This window comes from Desulfopila inferna (assembly GCF_016919005.1).
Classification (GTDB): domain Bacteria; phylum Desulfobacterota; class Desulfobulbia; order Desulfobulbales; family Desulfocapsaceae; genus Desulfopila_A; species Desulfopila_A inferna.
On record NZ_JAFFQE010000002.1, the window covers coordinates 527,700 to 539,172 of the forward strand.

Annotated in this window: 11 protein-coding genes; 10 read left to right on the top strand and 1 reads right to left on the bottom strand. The window is 50.7% G+C overall.

Annotation, left to right across the window (positions count from 1 at the left end; all coding sequences use genetic code 11):
- The first annotated feature begins 29 nt into the window (after positions 1–29).
- Genes JWG88_RS06330 through JWG88_RS06340 form a run of 3 tightly spaced genes read left to right on the top strand, consistent with a single transcriptional unit; the run spans position 30 to position 2,964 of the window.
- Positions 30–1,136, top strand: coding sequence for a pyridoxal-phosphate-dependent aminotransferase family protein (locus JWG88_RS06330; RefSeq protein WP_205233238.1), 1,107 nt, complete (start codon positions 30–32; stop codon positions 1,134–1,136).
- A gap of 32 nt (positions 1,137–1,168) precedes the next feature.
- Entirely contained in the window at positions 1,169–1,621 is a 453-nt protein-coding gene (locus JWG88_RS06335; RefSeq protein WP_205232866.1) for a hypothetical protein, read from the top strand.
- 44 nt (positions 1,622–1,665) lie between these two features.
- The gene (locus JWG88_RS06340; RefSeq protein WP_205232867.1) at positions 1,666–2,964 is read left to right on the top strand and encodes a CBS domain-containing protein; all 1,299 of its coding nucleotides are present in this window, start codon (positions 1,666–1,668) and stop codon (positions 2,962–2,964) included.
- A gap of 560 nt (positions 2,965–3,524) precedes the next feature.
- On the opposite strand, the gene JWG88_RS06345 is transcribed toward JWG88_RS06340, so the two are convergent.
- Positions 3,525–4,271 carry an enoyl-CoA hydratase-related protein gene (locus JWG88_RS06345; protein ID WP_205232868.1) on the bottom strand — a complete coding sequence of 249 codons (747 nt, stop codon included), beginning with the start codon at positions 4,269–4,271 and terminating at the stop codon, positions 3,525–3,527.
- A gap of 258 nt (positions 4,272–4,529) precedes the next feature.
- Between JWG88_RS06345 and JWG88_RS06350 the strand changes: the two genes are divergently transcribed.
- The 7 genes from JWG88_RS06350 to JWG88_RS06380 all read left to right on the top strand — a co-directional run bounded on the left by JWG88_RS06350 (position 4,530) and on the right by JWG88_RS06380 (position 11,390).
- Positions 4,530–5,300 (top strand): DeoR/GlpR family DNA-binding transcription regulator, encoded by a 771-nt coding sequence (locus tag JWG88_RS06350; protein WP_205232869.1) that lies wholly within the window; start codon positions 4,530–4,532, stop codon positions 5,298–5,300.
- Between the two features lie 204 nt (positions 5,301–5,504).
- Positions 5,505–7,010, top strand: coding sequence for a glycerol-3-phosphate dehydrogenase (gene glpD, locus JWG88_RS06355; protein WP_205232870.1), 1,506 nt, complete (start codon positions 5,505–5,507; stop codon positions 7,008–7,010).
- Positions 7,011–7,214: 204 nt separating this feature from the next.
- Positions 7,215–8,303, top strand: coding sequence for an ABC transporter ATP-binding protein (locus JWG88_RS06360; RefSeq protein WP_240194298.1), 1,089 nt, complete (start codon positions 7,215–7,217; stop codon positions 8,301–8,303).
- An 8-nt stretch (positions 8,304–8,311) separates the two neighbouring features.
- Positions 8,312–9,400 carry an ABC transporter ATP-binding protein gene (locus JWG88_RS06365; protein WP_205232871.1) on the top strand — a complete coding sequence of 363 codons (1,089 nt, stop codon included), beginning with the start codon at positions 8,312–8,314 and terminating at the stop codon, positions 9,398–9,400.
- Between the two features lie 32 nt (positions 9,401–9,432).
- Positions 9,433–10,296, top strand: coding sequence for a carbohydrate ABC transporter permease (locus tag JWG88_RS06370; protein ID WP_240194336.1), 864 nt, complete (start codon positions 9,433–9,435; stop codon positions 10,294–10,296).
- Positions 10,297–10,298: 2 nt separating this feature from the next.
- On the top strand, positions 10,299–11,096 hold the full coding sequence (locus JWG88_RS06375; RefSeq protein WP_205232872.1) for a carbohydrate ABC transporter permease: 798 nt from the start codon (positions 10,299–10,301) through the stop codon (positions 11,094–11,096).
- Positions 11,097–11,108: 12 nt separating this feature from the next.
- A complete protein-coding gene (locus JWG88_RS06380) occupies positions 11,109–11,390 on the top strand; it encodes a DUF2160 domain-containing protein (protein ID WP_205232873.1) in 282 nt (93 codons plus the stop codon).
- The last annotated feature ends 83 nt before the right edge of the window (positions 11,391–11,473 follow it).

Below are 11,473 nucleotides of genomic sequence, written 5' to 3' on the forward strand. Positions count from 1 at the left end.
TGAATTGCAGCCACAGGAGAACAATGCCAATGAACCACCTCGATACCCTATCCCAGACGCTGCTCATGGGTCCTGGTCCCTCATGCGTCCCCGACCCGGTATATGCTGCCTTGTCCCGTTATACAATCGGTCATCTCGATCCTCGCTTTATCAGCATTATGGATGAGATAAAGAGGAGATTGCAGCTCCTCATGGAAACTGAAAACAGGCTGACCATTCCCATCTCCGGCACCGGATCAGCGGGAATGGAAACCTGCTTTGTCAATCTCATAGAGCCGGGGGATCCTGTTCTCGTTCTCAAAAACGGTGTCTTCGGCATGCGTATGGAGGATCTGGCCGGCCGGCTCGGAGCTGCCGTGGATGTCCTTGAATTCGAATGGGGTACCGCGGTAGAGCCTGAAGCAGTAAAGAAGAAGCTGCAGGAAAAATCATACAAAATTGTCGCTGTCGTCCATGCAGAAACATCTACCGGGGTAATGAACCCTGTTGATAAAATCGGGGAAATGGCCGCAGCAAGCAACGCCCTTTTTCTGGTCGACAGCGTCACCAGCCTTGGCGGATTACCGGTGAAGACTGACGATTGGAAGATCGATGCCATCTACAGCGGCACCCAGAAGTGCCTCTCCTGTCCGCCGGGGCTTGCACCGATCTCTTTTTCTGCAAAAGCGATTGAAACATTAAAAGCACGCAAGACCAAAGTTCCAAACTGGTATCTGGATCTCACCATGATCATCAACTACTGGGATGGAGACACACGGGCCTATCATCACACCGCTCCGGTGAATATGCTCTATGGTCTCTACGCGGCATTAGGCGTGATTCTGGAAGAAGGAAAGGAGCAGGTTTTTGCCCGTCACCGCCAAACGCATGATTACCTTGTTGAGGGCCTTGAGAAATTAGGGCTTGCCATGGCCGTGTCTCCGGAGAGCCGTCTGCCGATGCTCAATGCCGTGACCATTCCGGAAGGTACCGAGGATGCCCGGATACGCCAACAGCTGCTCAAAAAATATGATATAGAAATAGGTGCCGGCCTCGGTCCGCTGGCCGGTAAAATCTGGCGAGTTGGCCTTATGGGACATACCGCCAGAGAAAAAAACGTCGACAGGCTGCTCCAGGCACTTCAGGAAATACTGTAGATGATTTTACTTTCCGCTACGGCAGCAACGGCATGCAGAGGATCGTGTTCGTTTCGATCTTCTTCATGCCCGGCCTGGTCGTTACTCCATTCAATTATGTTGTTTCCACTTCATTATCCTCAAGGAAGAATAGCTGTTTTTCCCGGATTTACCTCTGCCTCACCATGAGTATTCTGCTTTTCCACTGGATCAGGTTTTTCGGAGCCATTGCGGCCTTACTCCTGGCCATACTTTATCTGGCCGAATTTGAACGATTCGCCCTGGCCGGTTTCCTGCTCATCGGTGTTTATGTGACCTATGTCTTTATCCGTATGAGAAAGGGTGGTTATCCGGCAAGATGCGATTTATGCGGCAGCCGGAGTAGGCTGACCGTAGAGCATGAAGGTTTTTCCAATGTCCGTCTGATCCTGGAGTGCCCCCGGTGCGGCAGGGTTGTCAATACTGCCGGGAACGGCATCATCCCTGGGCGGGAAGAAGATAACTGAACCTTTTTTTGCCTCAATAGGGAAGGAACAAGGAAACATCTGCAATGAAAATTATCACAACCCATAAAAATACCGACTTCGATGCTCTTGCCTCCGTCATTGCGGCAACCATTCTTTACCCCGGCGCAATTGGTGTAATTCCTAAAATGGTCAACAGGAATGTGGAAAAATTCCTCTCGACACATAAAACCGCCTTCAATATTGTTCTTCCCCATGAAATCGAGCATGAAGAAGTTGATACCCTGATCGTCGTCGACACGCACTGCTGGAAACGACTTGACCGTATGGAGAAACTGCGTCAACGGGATGATCTGGTGATTCACATCTGGGATCATCATGAGGAAGGAGACATCAACGCCTCCTGGCAATGTATCGAACCTGTCGGTGCAACCGTGACTCTGCTGGTCAGGGAGCTGCAACGCCGAAAAATTTGCCTGACGCCTCTGGACTCCACGGTTTTGCTCATTGGCCTCTATGAAGATACCGGCCACCTCTCCTATCCTTTGACCGGAAGGGAGGACGCCGCGGCCGCAGAATATCTGCTGGGCAACTGCGCCGATCTCAATGTTGCCTCGTTTTTTCTCAACCCTCCGTATGAGGAAGTGCAGAGAGATGTTCTCTTCAAGCTGATCGAAAACACCGAGAAGATCAGCCATCGCAAGATCCTGATAGGGATCAATATCGTCAAACTCGAAAAGAATGTGCCAATGCTGGCCTCCATCGTCAGCATGTACCGCAAGCTCATCAGCACCGAAGTCGTTTTCGCCATATTCGTCAATAATGAAACCTCCTGCACCGTTATTGCCCGCAGTGCCAATGAACGTGTTGATGTCGCAGCAGTATTGGGACATTTTGGCGGCGGCGGTCATCCCGGCGCTGCATCAGCGACCATAAAACTGGAACGCTATAGCCCCGAAAGCGTTAAAGAGAAGATCATCAGGGTTATCAGGGAGAATAGGATCAACAGGGCCACAATTGCAGATCTGATGTCCTATCCGGTTACCATGGTATCTCCGGACACGCCGATGGAAAAGATTCGCGAAATCATGGAAGAGAAAGGTATCAGGGGAATTCTGGTGGGTACCGAAGAGGATCTGGAAGGCATAATCGTACTGTGGGATTTAAAAAAAATCAAACAGGACCGCCAGTGGAAGGCGCCGGTCAAAGCTTTCATGGCGCGCAACGTGACTACCATTCCGCCAAACATTGATCCTGCCGAGGCCGCCCAGATAATGGTGCAGCGCAATATTGGCCATCTTCCGGTTGAACACCAGGGCAGAATAATAGGTATCCTGACCCGGACGGACATGTTGACGTTTTTTTATGACATGCTGCCTGATTAGTGCTTTACTCCTTAGAGAACAGCCTAAGAGCAGAAAAACGGAAGATATGTTAAAATCCGTGAATCCGCCTCTACAGCGAAAGCACTTATCCAGCTCTGCTGGGTTAGTGCTTTGCTCCTCACTCCTCACTCCTCACTCCTCACTCCTCACTCCTGAGAATCAGTCATAAAAAGCAGAAAAACGAAAACAACCCTAAAGGCTAATAACTTAAATATTACAGCCAAAGCACCTATACCCACAAATGGGGTACTGTAGGAGTTCAGCTCTGCTGGGATAGTGCCCCACTCCAGGTTTCCTGTCGATTTTTAGTTTTTTCAAACGCCATAGATAAAACAGGGCTCTTCCGGATTTAGCGTACTTTTGCTCTTCTGCTTGAAATAATCCCCTAAAGAATCAATGTTTCCATGATGTTGCAAAGACGCTGTAAATTGTTGGGGTTCGCTAGGCTCACCCCCAACCTTGCAAAAATTCGATTGCGACAATCCGCTAGGTTGGTGCTGACGCAAGGAAGCCCAACGTTTTTGCTGCAGGCCACCTTCAGCCTGTGAACCAAAAATACTTTATCGTTTCAGCAGACCCGCAATACGCTGCCGCGTTTCATCTTTTTCCAGGAGTTCACCAAAGACCAGCAGTTCATTGCTCACCACTTCTTCGACATCGGCCATCGATGCCCGCATGAGTTTCTTGGTGGCAATAAGGGAATCGAGAGGCTGGCGAAGAAGCTGTACTATATAGTGTTGCGCCGCCTCTGCTGCCTTGCCCGTTTCGAAAACAGAGTTGATCAATCCCCAGCGCAAGGCCTCTTCGGCACTGAAAAAACGTCCGGTCAGCAACACCTCCCGGGCCATTTTCTGGCCGATGGCCTGAGGCAGCAAGACACTCGAGCCGCCTTCCGGGCAGACCCCGAGATTGGCGAAGGGCAGACGGAATCTGGTTTTGCTGGAGGCAACGACGAGATCACAGTGCAGCAGGAGGGTTGTGCCGATACCTACTGCTACTCCTTCCACCACGCCTATCACTACCTTTTTCAGACCGGCGACACAGTTAAAAATCCCCTGTACTCCGTCCATTACCTGCTGCTTATCGGCTCCGACCAGGTCGGCAAGATCATTACCTGCCGTGAACTGACCGCCGCTCCCCTCCAAAACGATGAGATGACAATCCGGGGAATCGTCAGCCTCCTGCAGTGCAGAGATCAACTCTCTATAGGTTTTTATCCGAATGGCATTCAATTTGTCCGGCCGGTTAATGATAATATGCGCAACCTTGTCTTCATAGCGAACTTCTATATCGGTATAGGTTTCCATTCATCATCCTCTCAGATAGTGCCTGTCTGTAAATGGCATTTTAGTATAAGCAGCATTGCTCGGTGCCCATTGGTCTGCCCACAACCATATCATCAATTATAATAATATGGAATGATTGCTATTAATTTATGGATAAAAAAATGGCGGCATTTTATTTTGTTTGACAACTGTAGTACTACCATGAATAATGTTAGCCTGAGATGGCGCCGGACGATCCCGTTCTTTACATTCTAAATTTCACCGCCGCTTCGCTTTTCTATGGAAATTATATCCGAAAGACAGAAACATATTCTTCATACTGCCAAGAAAAAAGGCAGGGTCAATGTCGATCAGCTCGCCGCTTTTTTTCGTGTGTCGCCGCAGACGATCCGCAAGGATCTCAACGAGCTTTGCAACCGGCAGCTGCTCCAGCGAGTCCATGGCGGCGCCATCATCGGATCAAGCATCGAAAATGTCAGTTATGAGGCGCGCAAGCTGCTGGCGCCGCAAAGCAAAAAGGCCATCGGCAAACGGGCGGCTCAGCTTATTCCCGATAATTGTTCTCTTTTTATCAATATAGGAACCACCACCGAACAGGTGGCCATGGAACTCACCTCTCACCGCGGCCTGATGGCGATTACCAACAACATCAAAGCCATAGATATTCTCAGATCTTCCCCCGGCATCGAGTTGATTATAGCCGGAGGATTGGTGCGCCGTTCAGACGGCGGTATCGTCGGTGTAGCCGCTGTGGATTTTATCAACCAGTTCAAGGTAGATTATGCGATCATCGGCGTCTCGGGTATAGACGAGGATGGCCTCCTGCTCGACTACGACCTCAGCGAAGTACGGGTGGCCCAGGCTATAATAGCCAATTCGAGGCATGTAATCATGGTAGCCGATATGATGAAGTTCAATCGTAATGCCCCGGTTCGTATTGGACACATTTCCCAGATCGACACGCTGGTCATCGACGGAATACCTTCTAAAAAATTCCGTGATCTCTGCCAAGAGCATGAGGTTGTCCTCGAGATTGCCGAACCCGGATGATGCCATCCGTCCTTTCCTGAATTATTTCTTCCTCCAGTTTCAACATCCCCCGTACGATCCCTTATTTATAGCATAAATTTCACTTGCAAATGATTTCCATTTCGTTTAGCCTTATTTTTAGATGCACTCGAAACTGTTTTGCGTATTTTCCGAAACCAATTTGTTGTTTCCGAAGCGAGGTATTTTCATGGAGCGCCCTCTGATATGAAGACTCCACTGTATGACCTGGCAGTTATTGGAGGCGGCATCAATGGCTGCGGGATAGCCAGAGACGCCGCAGGCAGGGGTTTGTCCGTCTTCCTGAGCGAACAGAACGATCTAGCCGGCGGCACCTCATCGGCCAGCACCAAGCTTATCCACGGCGGCTTACGCTATCTGGAATATTATCAGTTCCGCCTCGTTCGCGAGGCGCTGCGGGAACGTGAGGTTCTCTTGAGAGCCGCTCCCCACATTATCTGGCCGCTACGTTTTATCCTTCCTCATCATCAAGGACTACGGCCATACTGGCTTGTCCGTCTAGGGCTTTTTCTCTACGATCACCTCGGTGGCCGACGCCTTCTTCCCGGGACCTCGACGGTTGACCTTACCCGCGACGAAGCCGGGGCTCCGCTGAAAAAACTCTTCACCAAAGGTTTTGAATATTCGGATTGCTGGGTTATGGACAGCCGTCTGGTAATTCTCAATGCCATGGATGCTTCAGCCGCTGGAGCCCATATTCTCCCCCGGACCAAATGCATCCAGGCCGTCCGCGTTAACGGCATCTGGCAGCTCAAGCTGGAAAACACTGAAAACGGCACTCATTCAGAGATAAATGCTCTTGCCGTCATCAACGCAACAGGACCCTGGCTCGATGATTTTCTCACCCATGCCGACCATGAGGACCACGGAGAGCACATCAGAATGGTCAAAGGCAGCCATATCATCGTCAAGAAGCTCTTCTCCCATAAGCGCAGCTATATATTCCAGAACGCCGACGGCCGTATCATTTTTGCGATTCCCTATGAGAATGAATTTACGCTCATAGGCACCACCGATGTCGACTTCCAGGGCGACCCGGGCAAGGTTGAGATCAGCGATGAAGAGATTCAATACCTCTGTGATGCCGCCAGCGAATATTTTATCACCCCGGTTACCCGGGAGAGTGTCATCAGCAGCTACTCTGGTGTCCGCCCGCTTTTCGACGACGGCAAAAATGAGGCTAAAGCAGCGACACGTGATTATGTCCTGAAAATCGATGATGATAACGGTTCAGCTCCATTGCTTTCGATCTATGGCGGTAAGATCACTACATACCGCAAGCTTGCAGAGGCCGTTTTGCAGAAGCTCAGACCTTACATTCCTTCCATGGGAGAGGAATGGACCGAGGGAGCACCTCTCCCCGGTGGGGATTTTCATCCTTTCGAGTTTGAAGCGCAGGTCGAAAAGCTCCGCTCAGCCTGCAGCTGCCTCGAAGAAAAACATGCAACCAGACTGATGCGCGCCTATGGCAGCAAAGCATTTGAAATTGTAAAAGGGGTAAGGACAGCGTCCGATCTCGGCCGATGCTTCGGTGCTGATCTCTATGAAGTGGAAGTATCTTATCTGATGACACACGAATGGGCCATGACTGCGGAGGATGTGTTGCGGCGCCGATCGAATATGGGTCTTTTTTTGGACAGAGAAGAATGTTGTGGCCTTGAAGACTGGATGAAAAGCCATCGAAATCAATAAATTCCTTGCTTATGTTCACAAATGACTGCTAACATGAGGAAATTCCGATAGCACCATATAAAAACATGACCTCCTGCAGAGGCTGATTTTGCGCAGGCCGACAACCGCCGCCCAGGATTTCTCCGCAGCATTGTGGAAGATCGCGATAAATAGAGAGATTACTTTTTCCGGTGGTTCAATTCATCACCCTTGCCAAACGAGGAAATGATGCAGCTTGAGTTACAAAACATCTCCAAAATGGTCGGCAAAGAACTGCACATCGCCGACGTAACCCTCACATTTGAATCGGGCTCGCTGAATATCCTTCTGGGGCCGACACTCTCCGGCAAGACCAGCCTGATGCGACTGATGGCCGGACTTGATAAGCCATCTTCGGGTAAACTGCTTATCGACGGCCGGGATGTTACCGGGATCCCGGTGCAGAAACGCAATGTCGCCATGGTCTATCAGCAGTTCATCAATTATCCTAATCTGAGCGTTTACGAGAATATCGCCTCCCCGCTGAAAATAGCCGGGACCGCCAAAAAAGAGGTAAAGACAAGGGTTCACGAAATAGCCGAACTCCTTAAATTGTCCGATATGCTTGGACGCATGCCGATGGAACTATCAGGAGGCCAACAGCAGCGTACCGCGCTGGCAAGAGCCCTGGTCAAGGGAGCAAACCTGGTACTGCTCGACGAACCCCTGGCTAATCTCGACTATAAACTGCGCGAAGAACTGCGCGAGGAACTTCCCCGTATCTTTTCAGCAACCGGCGCCATATTCGTCTACGCCACCACCGAACCTTCCGAGGCACTGCTGCTTGGCGGTAATACCGCGGCGCTTCATGAGGGCCGGGTGTATCAGTTCGGGCCGACACTGGAGATTTTCCATCGGCCTGAAAACCTCCTTACGGCACAGACCTTTTCCGACCCGCCGCTGAATCTGCTGCCGGTGACCAAACTGAACAACCGCATGCTCTTCAAGCATGTCGAAATCCCCCTGATCGGCGAGTTGCCGCGGCTTGCCGATGCCGACTATACCATCGCCTTCCGTCCTCATCATCTTTATCTTGAGCCGACATCGGCGCAGGCCATCGGCGTCAAGGCCAGGGTGATTGTCACCGAGATCACCGGATCCGACAGTTATATTCATGTAGATATCGCCGGGTTGCGCTGGGTTGTGCTGGCACATTCCATCCATTCATTCGAAATTGAGGAAACCATTGAAGTCTTTCTTGATCCTGACAGATTCTATGTATTTGATGATAACGATGACCTGGTAGTGGCACCTGCCCACCTGTCGCCTGCTTGAGAAAAAAGATGGCCAATATCACTCTAAAAGAAATTGCACACTCTTATTCGGGTCCTTCAACAAATCCCGATGATTTTGCCCTGAAAAGCCTTGACCTCACCTGGAGGGACGGCAACTGCTACGCTCTTCTCGGCCCATCAGGCTGTGGCAAAACAACACTTCTCAACATTATTTCCGGTTTACTGACACCTACTCTTGGCGATGTTCTTTTCGATGACAGGGTCGTCACTACCCTGGCGACTGAACAGCGTAATATTGCCCAGATATTCCAATTTCCGGTAATTTACGACACTATGACGGTTTTTGAGAATCTGGCCTTTCCCCTGAAAAACAGAGGGCGCAGCCGCAAGGAGATAGAGCCGAGGGTTATAGAACTTGCCCGAATACTGGATCTGGATAAGGAGCTCTACAGCAAAGCGCAACACCTCACCGCGGATGCCAAACAGAAAATATCCCTGGGCAGGGGACTGATTCGTCAAAGCGTCAATGCTATCCTTTTCGACGAGCCTCTGACCGTGATCGATCCCCACCTGAAATGGGAGCTGCGCTCGCAGCTTAAACGGCTTCACAAAAAGTTCGGCTTCACCATGATCTATGTGACCCATGACCAGACGGAAGCGCTCACCTTTGCCGACGAGGTGGTGGTGATGTATGAAGGTAAAATCGTGCAGGTGGGCACACCTGAAGCTCTTTTCGAAAACCCTGAACACACCTTTGTCGGTTATTTCATCGGTTCACCCGGCATGAACATAATCGCCTGTGAAGTTTCGGGCAACAGGATGAGGGTGGAAGGACACGATATCGCCTTGAAGCGGAAATATGGCGATCTCTCTAATTTCCGTAAGATTGAACTCGGTGTGCGCCCGGAATACATGAGTCTTAAGCCTCCGGGATCGGAAGGCTTGGCGGTAAGAATACATAAAATTGACGATATCGGACCATATAAGATTGCCAGGGTCAGTTTCAACAGCAGTGTCTTCAATGTTATCGTCCCCGAGTTTATGGAAGTCGCCGGGGATACGGGCACTATCGTTTTTGACCTTGATCATATCAATATCTATGGAGATGACAATTTAATAACGGGAGAGGAGCTGTGATCAAAAAACAGGTTAATCAGAAGGCATGGTTTATGGTCCTGCCGGTTTTTCTTCTGGTGGCCTTCAGTGCCATCATTCCCCTGATGACGGTGGTCAATTATTCGGTGCAGGATACCTTCGGCAACAATGTCTTCTTCTGGGCGGGACTCGACTGGTTCAGGGATTTACTGCATTCCGAACGCTTTCACGACTCTTTTCTCAGGCAGCTGCTTTTTTCAGGCATCATTCTTGCCATCGAAATACCTTTGGGGATAATCATCGCCCTGTCCATGCCCAGGAAAGGCTGGGGTGTACCGGTCTGCCTGGTTACCATGGCCCTGCCGCTCCTCATTCCCTGGAATGTGGTGGGTACCATCTGGCAGATCTTTGCCAGGGTCGATATCGGACTACTCGGCCATACCCTGGCCGCACTGGGTATTGACTACAACTACACCCAGGATCCGCTGGCGGCCTGGATCACCGTCGTTATCATGGATGTCTGGCACTGGACCAGCCTGGTGGTGCTGCTCTGCTATGCCGGACTCTGCTCGATTCCCGAAGCCTACTATCAGGCAGCCAAAATCGACGGCGCTTCCCGGCTTGCCGTTTTCCGCTATATCCAGCTTCCCAAAATGCAGCGGGTGCTGCTGATCGCCGTGCTGCTGCGCTTCATGGACAGTTTTATGATCTATACCGAACCCTTTGTCGTCACCGGCGGCGGCCCCGGCAACTCCACCACCTTTCTCTCCATCGACCTGGTCAAAATGGCGATCGGACAGTTTGACCTGGGACCCGCTGCAGCAATGTCGTTAATCTACTTTCTGGTCATCCTGCTGCTCTCCTATGTCTTCTATACGGTGATGAGCAATGTCGGCGTCGAAAGCGGCCAGAAAAGTGGCCCGAAAGGAGGAAATTAAACATGAAACTCAAGTGGCTGATCCCCTTCGTCTATATCATCTTTCTGCTGCTTCCCATCTATTGGCTGCTCAACATGAGCCTGAAAACAAACTCGGAAATTCTCTCGGTCTTCAGCATCTGGCCCCGGAATCTGACCTTTGCCAACTATGCAGTGATCTTCAATGATTCCTCCTGGTATTCAGGATATATCAATTCGATGATCTATGTCTCCATCAACGTCGTTATTTCCGTGACCTTTGCTCTGCCGGCAGCGTATGCCTTCTCCCGCTACTCCTTTGTCGGCGACAAGCATCTTTTTTTCTGGCTGCTGACCAACAGGATGGCGCCGCCCGCAGTTTTCGCCCTGCCCTTTTTTCAGCTCTACTCCTCCATTGGACTCTTTGATACCCATATCGCCGTGGCCCTGGCCCATTGTCTGTTCAATCTGCCTCTTGCCGTCTGGATTCTTGAGGGCTTCATGTCCGGCGTTCCCAAGGAAATTGACGAAACAGCCTTTATCGACGGCTACTCCTGGCCTCGGTTTTTTCTTAAGATATTCGTGCCCAATATCGCCTCGGGCATCGGAGTCACCGCCTTTTTCTGTTTTATGTTTTCCTGGGTCGAACTTCTTCTCGCCAGAACACTCACCGCCGTCGAGGCCAAACCTATTTCTGCGATCATGACCAGAACGGTTTCCGCCTCTGGTCTCGACTGGGGAGTTCTTGCCGCAGCCGGTGTGCTCACCATCGTTCCGGGGACGCTGGTGATCTGGTTTGTCCGCAATCATATTGCCAAGGGATTTGCCCTTGGCCGGGTCTAGAGGAGGAATATCATGAACCTGAACTGGATGGCCTGGACCAAACCCACGGCCACTTTTTTCCTGATAATTCTTACCCTGCTTGTCTGCATGACTATCTGGGAAATGAAATCTCCCGGCGGTGCTCCCCGCCACGGTGTACTGGGGTTTGAAACCACACGCGGAGACCGCCTTTTTATTTCATTGTTGGGTTCTGCCTATATCCACATTTTCTGGCTGGGACTTCTCAGCATCAATCTGTGGTGGGCCATGGTGCTGTCACTCATTTACGCCCTGTGCGTATTTAAGTGGGTATAAAAGTGGCATTTCCCTTTACCGGATTCTCTTGCCGGGAAGGGCAATATCACCGATTCGTTGTTGGTATTTTGCTCCATTACCTT

Bases quoted from the DNA above. Each gene is read 5' to 3' on its own strand.
- JWG88_RS06375 (WP_205232872.1), top strand. From the start codon at position 10,299: ATGAAACTCAAGTGGCTGATCCCCTTCGTCTATATCATCTTTCTGCTG.
- JWG88_RS06360 (WP_240194298.1), top strand. From the start codon at position 7,215: ATGATGCAGCTTGAGTTACAAAACATCTCCAAAATGGTCGGCAAAGAA.
- JWG88_RS06380 (WP_205232873.1), top strand. From the start codon at position 11,109: ATGAACCTGAACTGGATGGCCTGGACCAAACCCACGGCCACTTTTTTC.
- JWG88_RS06335 (WP_205232866.1), top strand. From the start codon at position 1,169: ATGCAGAGGATCGTGTTCGTTTCGATCTTCTTCATGCCCGGCCTGGTC.
- glpD (WP_205232870.1), top strand. From the start codon at position 5,505: ATGAAGACTCCACTGTATGACCTGGCAGTTATTGGAGGCGGCATCAAT.
- JWG88_RS06330 (WP_205233238.1), top strand. From the start codon at position 30: ATGAACCACCTCGATACCCTATCCCAGACGCTGCTCATGGGTCCTGGT.
- JWG88_RS06370 (WP_240194336.1), top strand. From the start codon at position 9,433: ATGGTCCTGCCGGTTTTTCTTCTGGTGGCCTTCAGTGCCATCATTCCC.
- JWG88_RS06350 (WP_205232869.1), top strand. From the start codon at position 4,530: ATGGAAATTATATCCGAAAGACAGAAACATATTCTTCATACTGCCAAG.
- JWG88_RS06345 (WP_205232868.1), bottom strand. From the start codon at position 4,271: ATGGAAACCTATACCGATATAGAAGTTCGCTATGAAGACAAGGTTGCG.
- JWG88_RS06340 (WP_205232867.1), top strand. From the start codon at position 1,666: ATGAAAATTATCACAACCCATAAAAATACCGACTTCGATGCTCTTGCC.
- JWG88_RS06365 (WP_205232871.1), top strand. From the start codon at position 8,312: ATGGCCAATATCACTCTAAAAGAAATTGCACACTCTTATTCGGGTCCT.